Here is a 22,634-nt window from a genome sequence, read left to right on the forward strand (position 1 = left end):
TTTTTGTTTACGGAAATTGAAACAATGGGAGGGGTGGCTTCTATCGAGGAGCCATTGAATTTTTGATTCATATTTTAAGCTTATTATATTTAAGGTTAATTTAACGATACTTAGCTCTTAAACACACATAAACTCAGCCATTAAAGAAAAATTAAATATAATTCACACTAAAAAGGAGGTGCAGATTAAAAACCACGTTGGGTAAAGCAAAAATCTGCTGGTATTCATAACACTAACTATCGCGACACACTCGACTTGAGCGTGTTATACGTTTAAAAATACAGTAAAAATTAACTTACTGAATTGACATTGGTGAGTTGTTTTTATCAAAAAATAGATAAACAACACCTCTTAAAGACCTACGATATCTAAATCATAAGCTAGTCTGAGCTATTTTTGTCTATTGATAAAACGCTCGGCATTGGCAAAAAGCTTATCACATTTTTCTTTTTGCGATTCATACTCAGAATCATCTAGTTCAAGGCTATCGAGCACTTCTTTTGCTTGGCGGTACTCACCAACTAGTTGCTCTAGACGATCTTCAAAATTGTCTTTTTTTGACTTCTGATTGTTCTTTCTTGCAGGTTTGCGCATCATTCTCTCTTTAAATCAACGTTTGAATAATTTTCCTGTGCTCACATCACTCATGACTAAAGTTAGGCATGGCGAATGTTTTGAACAATCCGATTGCCTGCGTCCGTGTTGACTTTTTACTTTCGACGAAAAACGGTATTCATCTAGACAATCATGTTATCTGGATAGTTGCTCTTTTCTCTAATCTGAAATTAAACACAAAAAGAGGTAAGTGGCAGATGTAAAGTATGCAAAGGGGAAAATATACTTGAAACGATAGTTTTATTTAAACTATAAAATGGTGTGTGAGATGCTTCTCGCAAAAGCATCTCTCTACAACTAAGTTACGCTACAGTAACGTTCGCTGCTTGTGGGCCTTTAGCGCCTTTTTCAACATTGAAAGACACTTTTTGTCCTTCATGAAGCGTTTTAAAACCATCAATTTCAATTGCTTTAAAGTGAACGAAAACGTCCTGGCTGCCGTTGTCAGGCGCAATAAAGCCAAAGCCTTTAGTTTCGTTAAACCATTTTACTGAACCAGTTGTCTTATTAGACATAGATACCTCGATAGATTGATAAATTTAAATTTTTAGCTACTAACTCTGTATTGAAGGAAAAGATATCGCAGGGTACATATGACGAAAAAATTTCGAAAGAAAACTGAGAAAAACTTGAACTAGATATTTCATTAATAGCTCGCTGTTTGAGCTGCGAGCACTATACACGATATTCAACGAATAGCTAGCTATTTATAATCTATTTTATTTCTTCAATAAAATCCTATGCAAACGTTTTAAATTGAACACATTTAACGTTAACTCACGCCTTTTACTGTAAACATCGTCGAATCGACTCGTTTCAAGGACATTTCTTTACCGTAAAATGGTGACCGCAAAAAACAATCTAAAAAGGCGCTTGCACTAAACCAATAACCTACAAGGAGTTAATAACGCCCAATTGAGTCAACTTTCCGTTAAGCGTTAGGACATTTTGTACAATCTTAAGTTAGACGCATCCACTTTGTTTGCCGCTTCTTCGTAGCTCAGACGATATTGGTCGATCAGCTCGTCCATTTTCATTGCTGAATCGGCAATTTGACCCGCTGCTGTCGCGATTTGCTCTGAGCCTTTCACATTTTCAACTGACTTCCCTTGTATTGACGTGATCCGTGACACCACTTCATGCAATGCTATATTCTGATGGTGCGCATTTTCCGTTACTTCTTTGGTCCCCATTTCCACCGCTTTGGCTTGCTCTACCATGGTTTTAAGTAGCATGGTTACCGCACCAATATCCTTAACGGCAAGTCCCGCTCTGTCTTTACTTGCCAATACGGTTTGGCTTGATGACGCTGCGGTGTGTTGTAACTCCACCACCATGTTGGCAATTTGTTCCGTGCATTCTTGTGTGCGATTGGCAAGGCTGCGTACTTCATCTGCGACCACCGCAAAACCTCGTCCTTGTTCACCCGCTCGCGCCGCTTCGATGGCCGCATTTAGCGCAAGTAAGTTGGTTTGTTCCGCAATGCTTCTAATCATGTCGACAACCGCGGTAATTTTGCCCACTTCGTCGTTCAAGGTATTAATTCGGTTTGCCGCGCCCGACATTTCATCCGACAACGCGAGAATCACATTGGACGTATCTTTCGCTTTATTTTCACCCAGTTCACACTCACGCACCAAGTTACCCAGCACCTCAAAATTTTGCTGCATTGAGTGCGTAACATGCTCTATGTTCTGCATCATTTGTTCCGCAGCAGCCGAAATCGACTCAATCCCTTGCTGCTGTTCTGAGAGGTTCTTTTGGCTATCCACAATTGCAAACGCCGTTTCATGCGTTGCAGTGGCAATTTTTGATGATGCTGTTTGAAACTGACTTAAATCGATGGTGAGCTGCTTGAGCAGCTCATTGATGTAATTTGCGGTCATACCTAGCTGGTCTTGCGTCACCACGTTGACTGTTTTGCGGAGTTCTTTATCCTCAATCACTTGGCGAATAACGCGACGGGTCAGGTCGGATTGCATTTTTGCAATCGCATCGTTTTCCAAACCCCAAAGGTTATCGCTACCGCAAAGATTAACAATGCAAACTCGCCAGTGACCAAATAAAGCGACTTAGTCAGTAGTTCTTTGGCTTCATGCACGCTAAAGTCCAAGGCTTGCAACTCCGCCTCACGCAACACTTCTATACGCTTTGTGGCAGCGCTAAACCAAGCTTGCGCGTCCACGCCAAAACCCGTGTTTTTAGATAGGACGAGGTCACGATATTCATTCACTTGCTTAAACGACCTGTCATTTGCTGCTTTTTCAAATAGCGCTTTCTCTTCGCCAATCGCAAGACGGATTGCTGTTCTTAATGAATTTCTTTGGTAGTCAATGAGTTCAGAAGCCCTGACTACTTGTTTTTGGGTGATTTCATCTTTTGCGAAAACAGACGTTAACAAGGCTCGTTCAATACCCGCTTGCTCCTTCGCAAACGAAAAAGCATACAAGGCAGAGAGCTCATAACTCACGCGTTTATTCGTACTAATGTCTGAGGCGTCTTCTACAATTTTAAACCCAGCTCGATTGATTGAGGTATAAAATGCAATGGCATCGGCTACTGTAGTCGAAAATGCATTTACTTCACCACGCACTTTGTTTCGCTCCATCAACAACGCCCGCATCGCCCTCAAGTCAGTTTCGACCCGCTTTCTGCGTTCCGTGTCGGCTGCAAGTGCATCTAACTCAGCCACCACGTTATCAACGACCTGACGCTGCCTATTTAAATCCGAGAGCACGTTGCTGTCCTTTGTCCCTAAATAGCCGGCCGTCATACCGCGTTCTTTTTGGATTTCATGAATGGTACTTAGCACAACACCTGCTAGTTCCGAATATTTTTCAATTTCATCCGCTTCTTTCGCATTTTTTAGTGCAACACCAACGTTCGCGAAGACCAAAAAAAGCAGCAAGATACAGGGTGTTATGACCAGTAGACTTAAATACTGACTAAAAAGACGCAAAAGAGAATTCATGCTCACCTGCCAGATAGAATGTTGGACTAATATCGAATTTCTGCTTATATGCACTGTAGATGACTTTTCGCAAACCACCAAAAATGACGAGTTAGATTTTTTATAATTACGACTTTTTACTAATACCCTAGATTTTGTGTGGTTACTTAATACCTCCCCTTTCATACTTCCCACAACAGACAATACTAATTCACCGTAAATGCTGAAAACGCCCAGTCAGTGATAATTCATCGACTGGGCGCTGATTGTTTGGGAATTACGTGACGCTATGTCAAGACGACGCGCGCTCAAGCACGATGGTACACGCCGCCGGACTTTCTCCTGTCATGCTAACGACCGCGCTATAGCCATTAAATGTTTCGTCATAAATGCCATCACCAGAGTAGTGCTTACTTTTACCACTTGCTGCTTTGTAAGCGTCTTTAGAGCTGGAATAGCCCGTTTCGCTCGTTGCAATTTTAAAGTAATTCTCTTTGTCGACTGGCGTCGCCGCCATAATCGCCCAACCAGAACCATTTGGCATGGTAATGTTCATGGTTATGTTTGAGCCAGCACCTTTGGCGTGTACACCCACTTCCCACAGCTCACCTTGGGCGATTTTGTCACCGTCGTCCATGTCACGTAAGCTGCCATGATCAACGTAAAAATTAACTTTCACGCTATCACCACACTGGTTTTGGATCCCAACAGCCAAATCATTGCGCTCTTTATCGCTCCCAAAAATACTTGAGATAAGGTCATTTACGTTAATGTTAAAGTTCGTATTCGTTGCCATTTTGATCTCCTTAAATAAACAGTTGTTTTGGCCTGTTAATTATGGAATTTCAGGAGTTGGGAAACATTACGACAACTTACACTGTGTTCACGCGCTCTGCAGCCCCGTTCATCCACTTTTGCGTGCTGAAAAGATGCTGTCTCGGTGTTTTATCTGGTTCGTAAAATAAAGGAACCTGTAAAAGGCTTTTCCCATGAAAAAGTGCTAAAAAATAGCAAGATAACCAAAATTTGCTATACCTAGATAACAACAATTCGATTAATCCGCCTATGTGGAGCTCACTGCATGTTTTTCAAACGGAATGTTCCAAATAAGTTCGAAGAAGAAGTTAAAGCACTCAAGAGTGAACGAGATCAACTACTCGAGAAACTAAACGATGTCGAACATCGTTTGCACACAGCATATGAAGAATCCGCGGAAGTCGCTAGAGCTGTGGAAATTGAACGGACCATCGTCAAAAACTTTTTCTTATCACTGGATATGTTGGATGCGGTAAGACATGACGTCGCGAGTTCTGCTGAGCTGTTAAAAGGCGAGCAATCTCGTTTAACCGGCAGCTTGAGTGACTTTCAAAACATCAGTTCAGGATTAAGCAGTTGCGTAAAAGTCTTGGTTGGTTTGACAGGACAAACCGAAAAGCTCAAAGATTCGTTTGAAAAATTATCTCAATCTGCCTCCGAAATTAATTCGTTTGTTACTCAGGTGCAAAGTATTTCAGAACAAACTAATTTACTTGCGTTGAATGCTGCTATTGAAGCTGCTCGCGCAGGTGAACAAGGTCGAGGATTTGCTGTCGTGGCTGACGAAGTCAGAACGTTGGCGAGCCGTTCCTCAGAAGCGGCAGAAAAAATTTCACATCTCACCAACATCACAACCCAACAAACAGAAAATGCGTTTGAGCATGTGAAACAAAACACGCATGAAACTGAAGTAGTTTCCAATACTGCGTCAGAAATCAATGAATCCGTTGGAAGCATGGCCGACTCATCTCGCGTTATGGCCGATGTAATTTCTGCGGCCAGTATGAGTACGTTTATCCAGACGGTGAAATTAGATCATTTAGTTTGGAAGGTGAACATTTATAAAGCGATACGCAGCGGAAAAGAAGGCGAAGAACATAAGTTTGCAGACCATCATCAATGTCGTTTAGGAAAGTGGTACTACGAAGGGGAAGGTCGCGATGATTTCGCCAACTTTTCTCATTTCAAAAAACTCGAAGCCCCGCATGCTAAGGTTCATACTTCGGGCATTGAAGCCTTGCGTGCGAGTGCCCGAGGGGACAAAGAAATGCTGATCACCATGCTTTCGAATATGGAAAAAGCCAGTATGGAGGTTTTTGATTGCTTAAACGGCATCGAACGCCAAATGCACAGTTAAAGTACTTTAGAGTCAATAGTACACGGTCATGACAATCGAAAAGACGGAAAGCGTAAAGCTGGCCTTTATGTATCGTCTTTTCACTCTCGTTTACGCCTTTCAAGATCCAACAGATTTTCCAACTTCCATAGACACCGAATGCAGTACAGCGACAAAAGCATCCTGTGAAATCGGTTTACTGACGACGGCGTCGAAACCAATTGCTTTGTAATGCGCAATATCGCTTTCAAACACATTCGCCGTGACCGCAATGATAGGTAAGTTTGGTCGCAGCGCTTTAATCGCTTTGCAAGCCTCCGTCCCATCCATTACCGGCATTTGAATATCGAGCAAAACGAGGTCTACCTGTGTGGTCAATTTATTGATTGCTTCTTGCCCATTTGCAACCAATGTGGCATCGATACCAACGTTTTGCAGCATTTTGCTGATCACGATTTGGTTTATCGTATTGTCTTCGGCCACTAACGCGGTGAGGCCTTTTAATGGTGCGAATGTCACTTTATTGGGTTGTGCGCTAAGTTCATCCGATTGCAGGTGTTTAGGCAGTAAAAAATGAAGGTCTATTTGGGTTCCGACCTCTTCTTGGCTCATGACTTCAATGGCGCCGGACATCTCATCTAACAGTGCTTTGACTATCGGCATGCCTAGCCCCGTGCCGCCTTGGGTTCGGGTGGTCGATGCATCCGCTTGTTCGAAGCGTTCAAACATCTTTTGCATCGTCGCCTCACTCATGCCAATGCCTGTATCTGCAATCGTTATGTTCACCATGTCGTTTTCCGTAGAATCAGAAACTCGCACAGAAACACGGCCTTTCGGTGTAAATTTAACGGCGTTATTAAGCAAATTGAATAATATCTGCTTGATGCGTATTTCATCTCCTTCGCGCTGTTCAAAGCTTAATTGAGCATCAAATTCAAACATCAAACCGTTCACACGACATTCTTCGCGAAAAATATGCTCAACCGTGTTCAATGTTTTATTGAGGTCAAAAGGCTTAGTATCGAGCTCAAGCTTACCCGCCTCTAAATAAGTGAAATCAAGAATGTCATTCACCAAACTAACAAGTAATTCACTGCACTGAATTGATGTGTCAATCAAATCGAGGTCTTCTTTTGCAATAGGCTTTTGTTTGAGTAACTGCAAACTGCCATAAATGCCATTAATCGGGGTTCTCAATTCATGTGACATATTCGCCAGAAGTTGAGACTTAACTTGATTCGCCTGTGTTAGATGCTCTTTTTGTTGCTGCAGTTGGTTAATGGTTTTCTCTAGTGACGCTAACAAATCACCAATGTAATCATCGGTTGTTTTGTTATGACGGTAAAAAAACACGATGAAAATCAATAAAAACAGCGACAGCATCGCAAGGAGAAAAGAATAAGACCTGATTTTTTCTTCGTTTTCCTTTGATATTGCACCTTCTTCGACCTCTATCGCGTGTTTCATGGCACTAAATACACCTTGTGCATAGTGAGCCTTTAAATCGTCATAGGTTGAATTCAAAAGGATGTTTTGCGCGTACTGCGTATAGCCCAGCTTGGCTTGTTCAAATGCCTTGCGTTCAATCTCAATCAGTGCTTGATTAACTTTCGCCGTGGAGGTGATCGCCTCATTAATTTCGGGATCTAGACGTTGGGCGCTGGCAAGAGCCTCATCAAGCCGTGCGGCGTTAGTTTGATAACGCGTTTCCCATGTTGAGTCTTGCGTATAGGCAAACATCCGTGCTGACATGGTCAGTATTTCATCATAATGAATGATGTCTTTCGACATTATTTGTATCGCTTGCAAATGTTTATTTTGTCTATCGCGGGCAGCCAGACTTTGGAATAAAGAGGGGAGTAAATAAACAATAGCGAGCAACAGTACCACCAGTACAAGCAGTAATTTGGTGCGTAACTGACGGATCTCACCTAATTGCTTTGACATGCTTCGACCTTGATTACTTTGAAAATGCCATTTAGGTGCTTGATTAACTCACCCACGCTTCCTTTTAAAATTAACTGTAGCTTGTTTTTGTAAACTCACCGCTTTTAACAACGTAAAACCGTGAAGGATGGTTAATGAGGCTTGAAACGCAGCATGATGGCTCATCAATCAAGACGTTTATAAGTAACGAGAATGAGCAGTTGCATCAACCACCGGTTGCTTTTACTGCTCTTTGATTTAGATGTGGGAAAATTTACAGTCCAGTCACTTTAGATAAATGCGTTGCAAGTTGCAGAGTGACCGTTGATTGTGGCGCGTCGACTGTCACTAACGCGGCTTCAAAATCCCCTTTTGAAAAGGTGTTATAGGTGTTGTTTGAGAGTGCGTAAGGCTCACTTGGCATACCTAAGAAGGGAAACACCATTCTATCGAGTTTGCCATCATCATCTTCATCATGAACCACACTCACGGCGTATTTTCCCGCTGGTATGTCTTTAAATTGCACTAAAGTCATTGGAATTTGAGGCACCACCGCTTTCATAGCGAAGTAACGAGCCCCGTCTTTTTTGACGTTATCATCTGCATAGTAGCTTTCGCTATTATCATGCAATAACACCAATAGTTTGCCATCGGTGTTTTGCACGTTATCTATGCGTACGGTGAGTTCCGTGAGCTTTCCTGGGTTAGCATTGATACTGGCTGAATTGGTGGACTGGCATCCCATTAATGTCAGCATCGTGGCGACTAAAACGAGTGTGTGTTTCATCTGATTTCCTTATAACTGGCGTTTAAAAGAGCAAGGCAGTTAAACGATAGTGTTGTTTAAAAAGAATACTGTAAGAATGTGTAAGGAAGCGTGGTTAAATTGTAGAGACACTCAATCGTTCTGATTTTGAGAATGATTTACGCGAATTATTGAATTTTTTGATTCGTTTTGAGAATGCTATTGTTATCACATCAACACGCTTAAGAGATAGACGTATGAAAGTTTTAACCGCACGCAAAGCCCAAGCAACTCAAGATGGTGCTGGCGTAAAAATAAATCGCATTGCAGGTTTTGATGGTAAAAGCCTCGACCCATTCTTGATGATTGATGAATTAAAATCGGATGACAGCGGCGATTACATGGCCGGATTTCCAGCGCATCCACATCGCGGTATCGAAACGTTTACCTATATTCGTAAAGGGGGTTTTGAACACCGCGACCAAATGGGTAACGTCAAAGCTATTCGCTCAGGCGACGTGCAGTGGATGAGTACTGGGCGCGGTGTCGTCCATTCCGAGATGCCGCTCGCCGATGCCATCGATGGTATGCACGGTTTCCAAATTTGGCTCAATATGCCTGCAAAGGAAAAAATGCGTGCCCCTCGTTACCAGGATTCCGCTATGACTGGCGTGAAAACGGTGGAAACTGCGCAGGGGGTTGTACTTCGAGCATTAGCTGGAGATTGGCATATTGAAGGACAAACGGTCAGCGCTCACTTGCAAGGCCTCGCTGGTGATGGCGCGCTTGCGGATGTTGTTATGCCCGCTAACAGCAAAACGACCCTAGATTTGAGCCAACATGGCAAAGCCTTGATTTACATTCACAGCGGCAACTTATTGGACGAACGATTCGGACAAATGATCCAGTTAACGCTTGATCCGACTGAGCCTGTCATTCTTGAAAGCGGTACTCATGGTGTGGGGTTACTCGTCCTTGCAGGCAACCCGATTAATGAGCGTATCGCCCATATGGGTCCATTCGTAATGAACACGCAAGAAGAGCTACACCAAGCCATTCGTGATTACCAACAAGGTCGCTTTGGCGACATTGTATAGGGAGATTGAAATGGGACTGTTAGTCGATGGGGTGTGGCATGACAAATGGTATGACACATCAAAATCAAATGGGCGGTTTGAACGCGAAGCGGCAAAATTGCGAAACTGGGTAACAAACACAGGTGAAGCTGGGCCAAGCGGTGAAGCAGGATTTAAAGCAGAACAAGGCCGTTATCATTTATATGTTTCGCTTGCTTGCCCTTGGGCACACCGCACCTTGATCATGAGAAAGTTAAAAGGGCTTGAAACGTATATCGACGTGTCCGTAGTGAGCCCAGATATGTTGTCACACGGCTGGAGTTTTGACACCGACGCCATGAGCTCTGGCGATGCATTGTATCAGCTGAATTTTTTACATGAGTTATACGTAAAACATGATCCAACCTACTCTGGTCGAGTCACCGTGCCTGTGCTTTGGGATAAGCACACACAGCGCATTGTGAGTAATGAATCGAGTGAAATCATACGCATGTTTAATACGGCCTTTAATTCGCTGACTCACAACGACGATGACTATTATCCCCAAGCATTGCGTACTCAGATTGATGACATTAACGAGTTCATTTACCACAACGTGAATAATGGCGTATACAAAGTTGGCTTCGCAACGACACAAGACGCCTATGAAAACGCGTTTGACACGCTGTTTGCAGCGCTAGATACATTAGACAAAGCGCTCTCAACGAAACGGTACTTGCTAGGCAGTACGCTTACGGAAGCCGACATTCGTCTTTTTACAACACTGGTACGTTTTGATGCTGTCTATGTTGGGCATTTCAAATGCAATCTATGTCGTATTGAAGACTATCCCAATTTAAGTGAATATTTGCGAGATGTATACCAAGTCGCAGGGGTCGCTGACACCACAGATTTAATGCACATTAAGCGCCACTATTACTTCAGCCATACTCAAATTAACCCAACTCAAGTCGTACCGATTGGACCAAAGCTCAATCTATCACGACCCCACAATCGTGCATTACTAGCTTAATGACAACATAATAAATGCGGTGGATAGACCCCTCCGCCGCTCATTAATGTCCCAATAATTCGTATAAAGTTGTTTGTACTATCAATTTTTCCGAATACAGCGATTCATTTTTCTCGATGTTAACTAATTAAAAGGTGAACTAAAGTTCAATTCGAACTGAGAACGATTCACATTAGGAAGCATCGATATGAGAACGACGAAAAAGCACATGCTCTCTGCTGTAGCGATTATGGTGTCGGTTTTTGCCACACCGAGCTATGCAAGCATGACCAATGAAGCAAAAACCAACCAGTTTTGGTGGCCAGAGCAACTCAACCTAAGCCCACTTCGACAACACGCCGCAGAATCCAATCCGTATGGTACGAATTACAACTACGTCGCTGAATTCAGCAAGTTAAATTTACAGCAAGTAAAACAAGACATTGAAACAACGCTTAAAGACTCCAAAGATTGGTGGCCAGCTGATTGGGGTCACTACGGGCCTTTAATGATCCGTATGGCATGGCACAGCGCTGGGGTTTATCGAATTCACGACGGTCGTGGTGGTGCGGCAGGCGGCCAACAACGTTTTGATCCGCTCAATAGCTGGCCTGACAACGCGAATTTAGACAAAGCTCGTCGTCTACTTTGGCCGGTAAAGAAAAAGTACGGCAAGAGCCTTTCTTGGGCTGACTTAATGGTCTTAGCTGGTAACGTCGCGCTGGAATCGATGGGTTTCGAAACGCTTGGTTTTGCCGGTGGTCGCGCGGATGACTGGGAGCCTGATTTGGTATACTGGGGCCCTGAGACCGCATTTTTAAAAGACGAGCGCCGCGACAATAAAGGTAAGTTAAAAGGCCCTCTTGCGGCCGTAGAAATGGGCTTGATTTACGTGAACCCTGAAGGTCCACATGGTAAACCCGATCCATTACTTGCAGCTCAAGATATTCGGATGTCTTTTGGCCGTATGGCGATGAACGACGACGAAATCGTTGCATTAATTGCGGGTGGACATACGTTTGGTAAAGCCCACGGAGCGAAGAAACCTGCAGATTGCACAGGCAAAGAACCCGCAGCGGCCGCCATTGAAGAACAAGGCTTTGGTTGGAAAAACAAATGTGGCAAAGGCCATAGTGAAGATACGACCACAAGTGGTCTTGAAGGTGCGTGGACCGTTACGCCCACTCAATGGTCGACTAACTATTTAGATAACCTAATGAATTTCAACTGGGTAATCACGAAAAGTCCAGCCGGTGCTACGCAATGGATCCCTGACAATGCAGCCGCGTCGAACTTAGTTCCCGACGCGCATGTGGCGGGTAAACGCCATGCGCCTATCATGTTTACGACAGACTTGGCGTTAAAATTTGATCCGCAGTTTAAACAGATTGTTGACCGATTCAGAGCAGATCCAAAAGAGTTCGAACATGCGTTTGCAAAAGCATGGTTTAAATTGACTCACCGCGATATGGGGCCTCGTGCTCGCTACGTTGGTGCGGAAGTACCAAGTGAAGTATTCTCTTGGCAAGATCCTGTGCCTGACGCTGATTACACTCCGATTACGGCATCCGATGTAAAAACATTGAAAGCACAAATTTTAAAATCCGGTTTAAGTGTCCCTGAACTTGTTCGAACCGCATGGGCTGCGGCTTCAAGCCACCGCGTAACCGATATGCGCGGTGGTGCAAATGGGGGTCGTTTACGTTTAGAACCGCAGATCAGTTGGAAAGCGAATAACCCAACCGAAGTTAAGAAAGTGTTGGCTGAACTTGAATCGATACAACAGTCGTTTAATCAACGTGCTGGCAAGAAACACGTTTCACTTGCTGACCTAATCGTACTGGGTGGTAGCGCAGCGGTGGAGAAAGCCGCAAGCGAAGCTGGCGTGAACGTCGAGGTTGAATTTAAACCTGGCCGCACAGACGCAACGCAAGCACAAACCGACATCAACTCCTTTGCGGTCCTTGAACCAAAGGCTGATGCATTCAGAAACTATTACACTATGGACGCATTTATGTCACCGACCGAAATGTTAGTTGATAAGTCCAACATGTTAGGTCTGACAGTGCCTGAAATGACGGTGTTGCTGGGTGGAATGCGCGCACTCGATGCAAACTACCAAGGTTCTAAAAATGGTGTATTTACGAATAAACCTGGTACGTTGACGAATGATTTCTTCATTAACTTACTCGATATGTCTACGACATGGAGTAAATCAGCAACGGAAGGTTTATACGAAGGTCACGACCGCAAAACTGGCGAACTCAAATGGACAGCAACGCCTGTTGATTTGATTTTCGGCTCGCACTCAGAACTACGCGCAATTGCAGAAGTTTATGCTTCTGATGACGCTAAACAGAAGTTTGTAAATGACTTTGTTGAAGTGTGGGTAAAAGTCATGCGTTTAGACCGCTTCGACCTACGTTAATTCGATAAGCCAAAAGCCTACACTAATGAGTGTGGGCTTTTCTTTCTCTTCTATATTTACCGCGCATCACCTTCCATCAACCGCGAAGTTCGATATCAAAGCATCTGCGTTGAAACTTGCTTTATGCACATGTCCCGCGCCTCCGCAGACGAAGCGCCTTTAATACAGAGATCAGATTTTTACTAAGCACTCGCGTTTTTGGATTCAATCAGCCCGTACCTTGCCTGATATTGTACTTTCAAGTTAGTAAAAAAGTGATCTGTAGAACCTATTCCGTCCCTGATTACGTCTTCGCCCCCCATTTTTCCCAATGACGTGCCCAAATTGAGCCTCCGGAACCAATTAATGTTAGTAAAATTGTGATCTGGCACCTCCACACAATTGGTGATTTGGGCTAAATAACCCGAAGACGTCAACAGAGATCACTTTTTTACTAACTTGATAGTCTGTCTAGTTAGTAAAAAAGTGATCTCATCATTCGATAACGTCTAGAGACACCGTCGTTACTCACTTGCAGCAAGCTCAAAGATTACATTTGTAACTAACGAGGTAAGAGAGATTAATAATTTTAATACCATTTTATTTATATTTATCAGTATGTTGAACGAACCTATCGTCAGATCACTTTTTTACCAACTAGGCTGGCAACGTTAGTAAAATTTTGTACTGTAAACCCCCTTTACAGTAACTAGTTAAATTCTCTCAATTTTTTCCATGCTATCTGTACGAGCCCATGAATACTAGCCAGAGCAAAATTTTACTAACTGAGCACGCTTATCTAGATATGCTGTCACTCCAACGCAAAGCCATTGCACTTTTCCCTCGAATCCATACACTTCACTTTCAACACCCAAATCATAATAACAAAGAGAAATTGCATGAAACTTCGTATGACTTTCCTTTCTGCAGCGATTGTTGCTGCGCTTGCTGGATGCAGCCAAGCTCCAGTGGAATCTCAGCAAACGGCTAACACTACAACAGAGCAAGTACAAACCGTTGAGAACGTATTATTAGAACCATTTAAAGGCCCGTATCAAGGTGTACCTCAGTTCGATAAAATGGACTTGAACCTACTCAAACCTGCGCTTGAAACCGCGATGGCGGAAAACTTAGCTGAAATCGACAAAATCGCGAATAACAGTGAAGCACCAAATTTTGAAAACACCATTGCCGAACTAGAACGTGCAGGTAAAACTCTGGATCGTGTTTTTACCTACTATGGTATTTGGTCTTCGAATGTATCTAGCCCTGAGTTCCGTGAAATTCGAGGCGAAATGGCCCCGAAACTCGCGGCATTCAATTCTAAAATCACGCAAAATGAAACACTTTTCTCACGCATCAAAACGGTATACGAAAGTGATGAGTTCAAGTCACTAACGCCAGAGCAACAACGCGTCACTTGGCTTACTTATAACGGCTATGCGCGTAATGGTGCAACGCTGCAAGGCGACGCCAAAAAACGTTACGCTGAAATAAACCAAGAGCTTGCGACACTGCATGCGAAATTCTCAAGTAATGTTTTAGCCGATGAGGAAAACTACGTTGTTTATTTAACGAAAGAGCAGTTATCGGGTCTTCCTGAGTCCTTCATTGAATCGGCTGCGGCTGCAGCATCCGAGCGTGAACACGCGGGTATGTACGCGATTACCAATTCACGTTCATCGATGGATCCGTTTTTAACCTACTCAACTGAGCGTGAACTGCGTGAAAAAGTATGGCGTAATTACTACGACCGAGGCAATAACGGGGATGAATTTGATAACAATGCCGTTATTAAACAAATCCTTACACTTCGCAACGAACGCGTTAAATTACTGGGTTACGAAAACTATGCACAGTGGCGTTTAGAAGATCGTATGGCAAAAACGCCAGAAAATGCGATGGGTCTGATGAACAAAGTCTGGCCAGCAGCCATTGCTCGCGTTAAAGAGGAAGTCGCTGATATGCAAGCGATTGCCGATAAAGAAGGCGCAAACATTAAGATTGAACCGTGGGACTACCGTTTCTATTCAGAGAAAGTGCGTAAGGATAAATACGATCTCGATTCAAATGAAGTGAAGCAGTACTTACAGCTAGATAAATTACGCGAAGCGATGTTCTATGTCGCTGGTCGTCTTTTTAACTTTGAATTTACTGAAGTACCAGCGGGTAAAGTGCCAGTATTCCACGAAGACGTGAAAGTATGGGAAGTGAAAGACAAAACCACGGGCAAACACATCGGCCTTTGGTATCTCGACCCGTTCGCGCGCAAAGGCAAACGTTCTGGGGCTTGGGCTACAACCTACCGAAGCTATACTACGTTTGACGGTGAAACCAATGTGTTAAGTTCAAACAACTCAAACTTCGTGAAAGGCGCAGAAGGAAAACCAACATTGATTTCTTGGTCTGATGCGGAAACGTACTTCCATGAATTTGGTCACGCACTTCATTTCCTGTCAGCAGACGTCGTTTACCCAACTTCACACTCAGGCGTTCGTGACTATACCGAGTTCCAATCTCAGTTGCTTGAGCGTTGGTTGTTAACGGATGAAGTGATCAGCCAGTTCTTGGTTCACCATGAAACCGGCAAACCAATGCCGGCTGAACTAGTTCAAAAAATTAAGAACTCAGCCACGTTCAACCAAGGTTTTGGTACAACGGAATACATGGCTTCTGCGATTATGGACTTGTTGTACCATACAACTGATCCTGCGAAGATTGAGCCACAGAAATTTGAGAAAGAACAGTTAACTAAACTCGGAATGCCAAGTGAAGTTGTCATGCGCCACCGCAGCACACACTTCGGCCATATTTTCTCTGGCGAAGGATACTCAGCGGGATATTACGGTTATTTATGGGCTGAAGTACTTACTTCGGATGCGGCAGAAGCCTTCGCGAGTGCTCCAGGTGGTTTCTATGACAAAGACGTATCGGCTCGTCTTGTAAAGTATCTATTCTCAGTACGCAACGCGATGGATCCTGCAGAAGCGTATCGCCTATTCCGCGGCCGTGATGCAGAAGTGAATGCGTTAATGCGTGACCGTGGTTTTCCTGTAACGGAATAATAAACGGCTTATGGTGTGCGAGGTCGCACCGTTTTCGCAACGTTCAAAAAAAGAGGTGCTTGATTCAATCAAGCACCTCTTTTTTCTCTTTTACAAATCGCCAACCAACACGGGCTTGATTAAGGCCAATTTAATCAAACAAGTATTCCGCGTGAAAACGTAAATGATCTTCGATAAAACTCGCAATAAAATAATAGCTATGGTCATAACCTGCATGCAAGCGTAGCTCAAATCGTCCGCTGTACGACTCAGCTGCAGCCTCCAACGCCAATGGTTTAAGCTGTTCAATCAAAAATGGATCGGATTCACCTTGGTCAACTAAAATTGGCGTTTCACCCGTTGATTGAGACAGCAACATGCTGGCGTCATGCTCTTTCCAACGCGTTACGTTATTCCCAAAATAGGCAGTGAACGCCTTTTGCCCCCACGGGCATTGTGTAGGATTACTAATTGGGCTGAATGCCGAAATAGAACGGTATTGCTGCGTGTTTTTAAGTCCAAGCGTTAACGCACCATGCCCCCCCATGCTATGCCCTGAAATTGATGCCACCGCCGACACGGGAAAATGTGTTTGGATAAGCGATGGCAATTCCTCTGTCACATAATCATACATGTGGAAATGTTCAGACCATGGCGCCTCAGTAGCATTCACGTAAAACCCAGCCCCTTGCCCAAGATCATAACCGTCATCGTTTGCAACCGCATCACCACGCGGACTGGTGTCCATCGCGACAATCGCGATTCCAAGCTCGGCTGCCACGCGAAAGGCTCCCGCTTTTTGCATGAAATTTTCGTCGGTACACGTCAGTCCTGATAACCAATACAGTACAGGAACGTTGTTCGCATCCGTTGCTTGAGGTGGTAAAAAAATAGCAAATCGCATCGCACAATTAAGCACCTTGGAATAATGCGTATATTGCTTATGCCAACCACCAAATACTTTGTTTTGACTTATATTTTCTATTGTCATAGTAACCTAAAAACGCAGCAAAAAGGCTGCTGCGCTTTCTCCATCAATGTAGTGAGTTATTTATCCATATGGACGACTGAACGGATACTCTTACCTTCATGCATCAAGTCGAATGCCGTGTTTACCTCTTCGAGACTCATTGTGTGCGTTATAAACTCTTGCAAGCCGAATTCACCGGCTAAGTAACGCTCAACAATTTCCGGCAACTCCGTACGACCTTTCACTCCACCAAACGCCGAACCTCGCCATACTCGGCCTGTCACCAATTGGAAAGGTCGCGTTGAGATTTCTTGGCCTGCACCCGCAACGCCGATGATCACAGATTCACCCCATCCTTTATGACAACACTCGAGTGCTTGGCGCATCACGTTTACGTTACCAATACACTCGAAAGAGAAGTCGACTCCACCGTCGGTCATTTCGATGATTACGTCTTGGATTGGTTTATCAAATTGTTGTGGGTTAATGACATCCGTCGCCCCCAGTTGTTTCGCTAAATCAAATTTACTTTCATTGATATCGATACCAATAATACGGCTTGCACCCGCCATACGCGCACCGATGATTGCCGATAAGCCGATACCACCAAGGCCAAAAATCGCCACCGTGTCACCTGCTTTAACCTTCGCTGTATTGAGTACCGCTCCCATGCCCGTTGTAACACCACAACCTAGTAAACAGACCTCTTCCAGAGGCGCGGCTTTATTGATTTTAGCCAACGAGATTTCGGGCAAAACGGTATATTCGGAGAAAGTTGAACACCCCATGTAGTGGTAGATAGGTTGGCCATCTTTGTAGAAACGAGTTGTACCATCTGGCATCAAACCTTTGCCTTGTGTTGCGCGGACTGCTTGGCACAAGTTTGTTTTGCCCGACTTGCAGAACTTACACTCACGGCATTCCGCGGTGTACAGAGGAATCACGTGATCGCCAACGGCCACACTCGTGACGCCTTCACCGACCATTTCAACCACACCGCCCCCTTCGTGTCCTAAGATAGAAGGAAACACGCCTTCAGGGTCTTCTCCAGACAACGTAAACGCATCCGTATGACAAACACCTGTGGCGACGATACGGACTAACACTTCACCTTTTTTAGGGAGTTGTACGTCCACTTCTTCCATTTTAAGTGGTTCACCTGCCGCCCAAGCTACGGCCGCTTTTGATTTAATAAACTGTTGTCCAGGTTCAAGATGTAATGCCATTACGGTTTCCTTCTACCAATAAGAATTTTTACGCTTTCAAGTATAGCTATTTCACATTTATTGATAATATGGCGATATTGAAAATTATTTTTACGTATACGTAATAATGGCGTGTTGAAATGGCAAATTGGGAAGGTGTGAGTGAATTTGTCGCGGTGGCAGAATCAAGCAGTTTTACGCAAGCTGCAAAGAAATTAAATACATCTGTAGCTCAAATAAGTCGTAAAGTGGGTACATTGGAGGAGCGACTTGCCGTAAAGTTGCTTAATCGCACCACACGGAAAGTCACGTTAACCGAAGCGGGTATGCTGTACTATCAGAAGTGCAAGCACTTGGTCGATGGCCTTGAACTCGCAGAACTCACCGTTACGCAAATGCAAACAGCGCCTAAAGGTTTAGTTAAAGTCACAGCGCCTGTAACGTATGGTGAAAAACACCTTGCACCGTTACTCAATCAATTTTTGCAGCTTCACCCACAAGTGGATCTTGAGCTTATCCTAACCAATCAACGCCTTGATCTAATCGAATCCGGCATCGACATCGCCGTTCGACTGGGTAAGCTTGCAGACTCCAGTTTAATTGCAAAACGCCTTTCGAGCCGCCAATTGTACGTGTGCGCGAGCCCAGAATACCTCGCGCACTATGGCGAACCCCATACGCTGTCGGAGTTAGCACATCACCAATGTTTAAGTGGTACGATTGATTATTGGCGCTTTGATGAAGCTGGCAAAGAAAAGTCGCTACGCATTTCCGGCAGAATAAAGTGCAACAGTGGGTTCGCACTACGCGACGCCGCAATTCGCGGCTTAGGCCTAATCCAATTACCGGATTACTACATTCAAGAGGACTTAAATAACGGTCAACTCATCGAAATTTTGCGCCCCTACCGCGCAAAACTCGAAGGCATTTGGGCACTGTACCCTGAAAACCGCAACCTTTCGCCAAAAGTCCGTCTACTCATTGATTTTTTAGCTGAGCAATTACGTAACGAAGGATTCTGAAATTTGCGGTGATATCCTCTGAATCGACATTCTTTTACCGCACATTCATCGCTCTACGCGGTTCTAATTTAAATCACTCTGTGGTACGTTTCTGAAAACGGTCAAACAATAACAAAGAGAAATAATGAGATCGCTCCAACCTTTCACCTTCGGCTTACTGTTTAGCCTGACAAGCCTGAATGTTTACGCACAGAAAAATGTTGGCTGGGAAGCCATGGTAGACTTAGCTTCCCAATTCAGTAATCGTGTTGGCGGTACGGAAGAAGAAGCAAAAGCAGCTCAGTGGCTAGTAAAACAATACCAAGCATTGGGTTATCAAGCACAAGTAGACGAATTTCAATTCCAGCTCGGAGAAAAAACACTCACCACACGCAATCTCGAAATTGAGATTACAGGTCAATCCGACGATGTGCTGATCATTGGTGCTCATTATGATGCCGTACCTAGCCGCGAAGGTTCAAGTGGCTTTACGGACAACGCATCGGGTGCCGCAACCTTATTAGGTATTGCACATAATTTAGTGGGGAAGCAGCCATATTACACAGTTCGATTGGTGTCATTCGGTGCGGAAGAAATGGGGCTTCACGGGTCGATTCATTACGTCAATGCTAAAGCCGCAAGTCTTACTAAAGTCATTGGTATGATAAACCTCGACACCGTTATCGGTGGCGACAATCTCTATATTCACAGTGCACATACCGTACCGTATGCGTGTGATCGCTACAATGGTATTGATTTCAATTCGAGCAAAACGTTAAGAGATGCGCTGCTTGCGGACGCAGCGAACATTAAAACCATCAAATACGGCTTACACCCCAAGACCGTTGATTATCCTGAAGGTGAAACGGGTGAATGGTCAGACCATGCGCCTTTTGCATGCCAAGGTATTCCAACAGCATACATCGAAGCGACTAACTTCACACTGCATGGAAAAGACGGGTACGATGGCTATTCACAAACGGCGGAATCGAAATTTTGGACATGTTATGACAAAACCAAACTCGGTGCCTGTGACAGAAAGGACGAAAAGAAATGGGGCCAAATTTGGCATACCCAATACGATTCGCAGGCACAAATGATTGGGGAATTAAAAGAAAAAATTACCACCCAGTTCGACGCAAATGTCGAGTTACTTTCAAATTACGTGCTTAAGAAATCACTTTAGCGAAAGTCACATTGTGGATCGTCTCAGTTTCACGGAGACGATCTCGTCTTGCAAACGTGTTTAGCACTCAGTCCACCAGCGAGAGTGTGAGTTCAGCAGCCGACACCTCTTTGCACCCTGTAGTATTCTGACCACACCAAAGTGGTGAGAAATCGTCTAACCCGCGCAGTTCAGCAACGCTACGAAGCTGAGCCATTTCAATCGATGCATAAGGGAACGACGGCGCAAGTTCACTCATAAAACCTAATTCGACCATTGCTCTATTCACAATACCTCGAGCGGGTTTCCCAGAAAAAACATTCGTGAGAGCAGTGTGTGACGCTCTTGAACTTTTAATCGCGGCTCTGTGTAACTTAGAAGTAAGTGCTTCTTTACATAGCAAGTAGGCTGTACCAACTTGTACTGCTGACGCACCCAAAGCTAATGCCGATTTAACCGTGTTACGGTCCACAATGCCACCTGCCGCAATCACGGGAACACTGACTTTATCTACAATTTGCGAGACAAGGCTAATCATACTGAGCTGTGATGTAATGTCATTGGTCAAGAACATCCCGCGATGCCCCCCTCCTTCGTTACCTTGTGCAATGATCCCATCAACCCCGTTTTTGTCTAACCATAAGGCTTCTTCCACGGTCGTCGCGGATGACACCACTTTTGCCCCCCACGCTTTCACACGCTTGAGAAGGCTCGGTTCTGGCAAACCAAAATGAAAACTGATAAATGGAGGAGCAAATGCTTCAATAGCATCTGCCACTTCATGACTGAAGGGAACTCGGCTACTGCCTTTCTTGCTTTCATCAAATTCGCTATCTAACTCGCTGAAAAAAGGGCGTAACCGCGTTTGCCACTGTTTTTGTCGCATTTCGTCAAAGGGCTGGACTGTATGACAAAAGAAATTCAAATTGTAAGGCTTATTTGTGTTGGCACGCATAAGCTCGAGTTCACTAACGATTTGTTCTGTGCTTAACATGCCACAAGGCAGCGACCCTAAACCACCTGCGTTTGATACCGCGATGGCTAGGGCGCTGTTTTGTACACCAGCCATCGGCGCTTGGATCACCGGTAACTCCGTACCGAGTAAGGTTTTGAAATTGCTATCCATATTAATCCTTTAACGATAAAGACTGCGCGAGTTGCAGTCATATAGGACCAATGTACCCCGTTTCACTGTCCATTTACAGTCGATTTATTGTGTAGGAAGATTAATCCACTGTCGCGATGGCAGCCTCGATACGCGATTCGCACAGTGACGTGCCCGGTAAAGTAGCACAGTAGTCACTCGCAGCAGCGAGCGTTGTCGATTGATTCTGTCGGCTCTGTAATCGACTATTCAGTGAAGCACGCTCCGTTGTATCGTCTGTGACAGCAACAAATGCTGACAATCGCTCAATCTCATCCCACACCAGATCTTGATATCCACGTAAGCGAGCGGAGAGTTCTTTGTATCGTGTTGGAATGGCAATCGTCCCAGCATTCGCTAAATCATAATGACCCGAATCTTCGTAGCGTTCTACGTCGTATTTAATCACATTGAGGTGTTGATCCGTTAAATCTCGACCATAATCGCCACCATCCAGTAAATACCCAAACAGTTCATCAGCGAAGGCCATGCACGGTTCTAGATTGTCGGTTTTACAGTGCATAGGACCATGTTGAGTGAGTTGAGCCAACTTTGGAGTCATTCCCCCATCCGTATTGACCTGAATGGAATATACCGCATTTTTCGTTGCGTCTAAAAATTCTTTTGTCTTGGTAATCGTTTTTTTGAAGAACAGTACCTTAATTTTGATTTTTGTCTGGAACCACTCGTATTCTTCACGCGTTTTAAAATGAAGTTTAGCCGACACATACAGCTTTGATCCCAATCGAATATTGTGAATAAAACTATTCCCACAGCGATTTCTTGCTTGTAATGGATCGTGCTTAAGTAGGTCGCTAAACGCAGGCTTAACCGTTCGGTTTTCGAAATTATAACTGCCTTTTTCATAGCCAAGTTCAATCACGGACGCTGCACTATTTCTATTCTCGGTCACTCGGCGACGCATTGAAAACTTCACCGAACCACCGAATATCACTAAGTTAATTCCGCCTTGGACGCTCCCCGCAATGGTATTTATCATGGTATTCGAGTCAAACGCACCTCGATAACTCAATTCGCCCATACTACCACCTTGGAACACCCAATCTCCATCCAGACACGCTTCTTTCGTGACGCCGTTTTCAAGCTCAAACCCTTGGCCAAGTTGCTCATTTGGTGTACCAAGTGAATAGAAAGATTGACCCCAAGCGAAGGGCTGAACGAACAAAAGTAGGAAAAGGGCTGCAACGTGTGTTTTAAACATAAATGACCTCAAAGCTTCGAA

General features: G+C 44.3%; 18 protein-coding genes. 7 read left to right on the forward strand and 11 right to left on the reverse strand.

Annotated features, from left to right (window positions below):
* Positions 1 to 390 precede the first annotated feature (390 nt).
* The 5 genes from NI389_RS19235 to NI389_RS19255 form a co-directional block, all read right to left on the reverse strand.
* Positions 391 to 594 (reverse strand): hypothetical protein, encoded by a 204-nt coding sequence (locus NI389_RS19235; protein WP_308363489.1) that lies wholly within the window; start codon positions 592 to 594, stop codon positions 391 to 393.
* Between the two features lie 323 nt (positions 595 to 917).
* On the reverse strand, positions 918 to 1,130 hold the full coding sequence (gene cspE / locus NI389_RS19240; protein ID WP_208844927.1) for a transcription antiterminator/RNA stability regulator CspE: 213 nt from the start codon (positions 1,128 to 1,130) through the stop codon (positions 918 to 920).
* A gap of 423 nt (positions 1,131 to 1,553) precedes the next feature.
* On the reverse strand, positions 1,554 to 2,597 hold the full coding sequence (locus tag NI389_RS19245) for a methyl-accepting chemotaxis protein (RefSeq protein ID WP_308363106.1): 1,044 nt from the start codon (positions 2,595 to 2,597) through the stop codon (positions 1,554 to 1,556).
* Entirely contained in the window at positions 2,582 to 3,586 is a 1,005-nt protein-coding gene (locus NI389_RS19250) for a nitrate- and nitrite sensing domain-containing protein (protein ID WP_308363109.1), read from the reverse strand. Before NI389_RS19250 ends, NI389_RS19245 begins: the two co-directional genes overlap by 16 nt.
* A gap of 271 nt (positions 3,587 to 3,857) precedes the next feature.
* The gene (locus NI389_RS19255; RefSeq protein WP_308363110.1) at positions 3,858 to 4,361 is read right to left on the reverse strand and encodes a hypothetical protein; all 504 of its coding nucleotides are present in this window, start codon (positions 4,359 to 4,361) and stop codon (positions 3,858 to 3,860) included.
* A 285-nt stretch (positions 4,362 to 4,646) separates the two neighbouring features.
* On the opposite strand from NI389_RS19255, the gene NI389_RS21175 reads away from it, so the two are divergent.
* Complete coding sequence (locus NI389_RS21175; RefSeq protein ID WP_308363111.1) at positions 4,647 to 5,738, forward strand: methyl-accepting chemotaxis protein; 1,092 nt, start codon at positions 4,647 to 4,649, stop codon at positions 5,736 to 5,738.
* A 99-nt stretch (positions 5,739 to 5,837) separates the two neighbouring features.
* Here NI389_RS21175 and NI389_RS19265 read toward each other — a convergent pair whose 3' ends face one another.
* Entirely contained in the window at positions 5,838 to 7,664 is a 1,827-nt protein-coding gene (locus NI389_RS19265; RefSeq protein ID WP_308363112.1) for an ATP-binding protein, read from the reverse strand.
* 253 nt (positions 7,665 to 7,917) lie between these two features.
* Positions 7,918 to 8,430 (reverse strand): DUF2141 domain-containing protein, encoded by a 513-nt coding sequence (locus NI389_RS19270; RefSeq protein WP_308363113.1) that lies wholly within the window; start codon positions 8,428 to 8,430, stop codon positions 7,918 to 7,920.
* A 215-nt stretch (positions 8,431 to 8,645) separates the two neighbouring features.
* On the opposite strand from NI389_RS19270, the gene NI389_RS19275 reads away from it, so the two are divergent.
* The 4 genes from NI389_RS19275 to NI389_RS19290 all read left to right on the forward strand — a co-directional run bounded on the left by NI389_RS19275 (position 8,646) and on the right by NI389_RS19290 (position 15,927).
* On the forward strand, positions 8,646 to 9,485 hold the full coding sequence (locus NI389_RS19275; protein WP_308363114.1) for a pirin family protein: 840 nt from the start codon (positions 8,646 to 8,648) through the stop codon (positions 9,483 to 9,485).
* Between the two features lie 10 nt (positions 9,486 to 9,495).
* Positions 9,496 to 10,476, forward strand: a complete 981-nt coding sequence (locus NI389_RS19280) for a glutathione S-transferase family protein (RefSeq protein WP_308363116.1) — start codon at positions 9,496 to 9,498, stop codon at positions 10,474 to 10,476.
* Positions 10,477 to 10,663: 187 nt separating this feature from the next.
* Entirely contained in the window at positions 10,664 to 12,883 is a 2,220-nt protein-coding gene (katG, locus tag NI389_RS19285) for a catalase/peroxidase HPI (RefSeq protein WP_308363117.1), read from the forward strand.
* Between the two features lie 878 nt (positions 12,884 to 13,761).
* Positions 13,762 to 15,927: a M3 family metallopeptidase gene (locus tag NI389_RS19290; RefSeq protein ID WP_308363118.1), complete on the forward strand. Its 2,166-nt coding sequence runs from the start codon at positions 13,762 to 13,764 to the stop codon at positions 15,925 to 15,927.
* Between the two features lie 130 nt (positions 15,928 to 16,057).
* Here the strand turns inward: NI389_RS19290 and fghA are convergent, their stop codons facing one another.
* Together fghA and NI389_RS19300 are read right to left on the reverse strand one after the other, a co-directional pair.
* The gene (fghA, locus tag NI389_RS19295) at positions 16,058 to 16,897 is read right to left on the reverse strand and encodes an S-formylglutathione hydrolase (RefSeq protein WP_308363119.1); all 840 of its coding nucleotides are present in this window, start codon (positions 16,895 to 16,897) and stop codon (positions 16,058 to 16,060) included.
* 56 nt (positions 16,898 to 16,953) lie between these two features.
* Positions 16,954 to 18,102, reverse strand: a complete 1,149-nt coding sequence (locus tag NI389_RS19300; RefSeq protein WP_308363120.1) for an S-(hydroxymethyl)glutathione dehydrogenase/class III alcohol dehydrogenase — start codon at positions 18,100 to 18,102, stop codon at positions 16,954 to 16,956.
* Positions 18,103 to 18,221: 119 nt separating this feature from the next.
* On the opposite strand from NI389_RS19300, the gene NI389_RS19305 reads away from it, so the two are divergent.
* Entirely contained in the window at positions 18,222 to 19,103 is an 882-nt protein-coding gene (locus tag NI389_RS19305) for a LysR family transcriptional regulator (protein WP_308363121.1), read from the forward strand.
* A gap of 124 nt (positions 19,104 to 19,227) precedes the next feature.
* The gene (locus NI389_RS19310; protein ID WP_308363122.1) at positions 19,228 to 20,268 is read left to right on the forward strand and encodes a M28 family metallopeptidase; all 1,041 of its coding nucleotides are present in this window, start codon (positions 19,228 to 19,230) and stop codon (positions 20,266 to 20,268) included.
* Between the two features lie 67 nt (positions 20,269 to 20,335).
* Here NI389_RS19310 and NI389_RS19315 read toward each other — a convergent pair whose 3' ends face one another.
* Positions 20,336 to 21,373 carry an NAD(P)H-dependent flavin oxidoreductase gene (locus tag NI389_RS19315; RefSeq protein WP_308363123.1) on the reverse strand — a complete coding sequence of 346 codons (1,038 nt, stop codon included), beginning with the start codon at positions 21,371 to 21,373 and terminating at the stop codon, positions 20,336 to 20,338.
* 100 nt (positions 21,374 to 21,473) lie between these two features.
* Positions 21,474 to 22,613: a hypothetical protein gene (locus tag NI389_RS19320; RefSeq protein WP_308363124.1), complete on the reverse strand. Its 1,140-nt coding sequence runs from the start codon at positions 22,611 to 22,613 to the stop codon at positions 21,474 to 21,476.
* Positions 22,614 to 22,634 lie beyond the last annotated feature (21 nt).

The sequence above is a fragment of the Pseudoalteromonas xiamenensis genome (assembly GCF_030994125.1).
Lineage (GTDB): Bacteria > Pseudomonadota > Gammaproteobacteria > Enterobacterales > Alteromonadaceae > Pseudoalteromonas > Pseudoalteromonas xiamenensis_B.

Bases quoted from the DNA above. Each gene is read 5' to 3' on its own strand.
- NI389_RS19235 (WP_308363489.1), bottom strand. From the start codon at position 594: ATGCGCAAACCTGCAAGAAAGAACAATCAGAAGTCAAAAAAAGACAAT.
- cspE (WP_208844927.1), bottom strand. From the start codon at position 1,130: ATGTCTAATAAGACAACTGGTTCAGTAAAATGGTTTAACGAAACTAAA.
- NI389_RS19245 (WP_308363106.1), bottom strand. From the start codon at position 2,597: ATGCAATCCGACCTGACCCGTCGCGTTATTCGCCAAGTGATTGAGGAT.
- NI389_RS19250 (WP_308363109.1), bottom strand. From the start codon at position 3,586: ATGAATTCTCTTTTGCGTCTTTTTAGTCAGTATTTAAGTCTACTGGTC.
- NI389_RS19255 (WP_308363110.1), bottom strand. From the start codon at position 4,361: ATGGCAACGAATACGAACTTTAACATTAACGTAAATGACCTTATCTCA.
- NI389_RS21175 (WP_308363111.1), top strand. From the start codon at position 4,647: ATGTTTTTCAAACGGAATGTTCCAAATAAGTTCGAAGAAGAAGTTAAA.
- NI389_RS19265 (WP_308363112.1), bottom strand. From the start codon at position 7,664: ATGTCAAAGCAATTAGGTGAGATCCGTCAGTTACGCACCAAATTACTG.
- NI389_RS19270 (WP_308363113.1), bottom strand. From the start codon at position 8,430: ATGAAACACACACTCGTTTTAGTCGCCACGATGCTGACATTAATGGGA.
- NI389_RS19275 (WP_308363114.1), top strand. From the start codon at position 8,646: ATGAAAGTTTTAACCGCACGCAAAGCCCAAGCAACTCAAGATGGTGCT.
- NI389_RS19280 (WP_308363116.1), top strand. From the start codon at position 9,496: ATGGGACTGTTAGTCGATGGGGTGTGGCATGACAAATGGTATGACACA.
- katG (WP_308363117.1), top strand. From the start codon at position 10,664: ATGAGAACGACGAAAAAGCACATGCTCTCTGCTGTAGCGATTATGGTG.
- NI389_RS19290 (WP_308363118.1), top strand. From the start codon at position 13,762: ATGAAACTTCGTATGACTTTCCTTTCTGCAGCGATTGTTGCTGCGCTT.
- fghA (WP_308363119.1), bottom strand. From the start codon at position 16,897: ATGACAATAGAAAATATAAGTCAAAACAAAGTATTTGGTGGTTGGCAT.
- NI389_RS19300 (WP_308363120.1), bottom strand. From the start codon at position 18,102: ATGGCATTACATCTTGAACCTGGACAACAGTTTATTAAATCAAAAGCG.
- NI389_RS19305 (WP_308363121.1), top strand. From the start codon at position 18,222: ATGGCAAATTGGGAAGGTGTGAGTGAATTTGTCGCGGTGGCAGAATCA.
- NI389_RS19310 (WP_308363122.1), top strand. From the start codon at position 19,228: ATGAGATCGCTCCAACCTTTCACCTTCGGCTTACTGTTTAGCCTGACA.
- NI389_RS19315 (WP_308363123.1), bottom strand. From the start codon at position 21,373: ATGGATAGCAATTTCAAAACCTTACTCGGTACGGAGTTACCGGTGATC.
- NI389_RS19320 (WP_308363124.1), bottom strand. From the start codon at position 22,613: ATGTTTAAAACACACGTTGCAGCCCTTTTCCTACTTTTGTTCGTTCAG.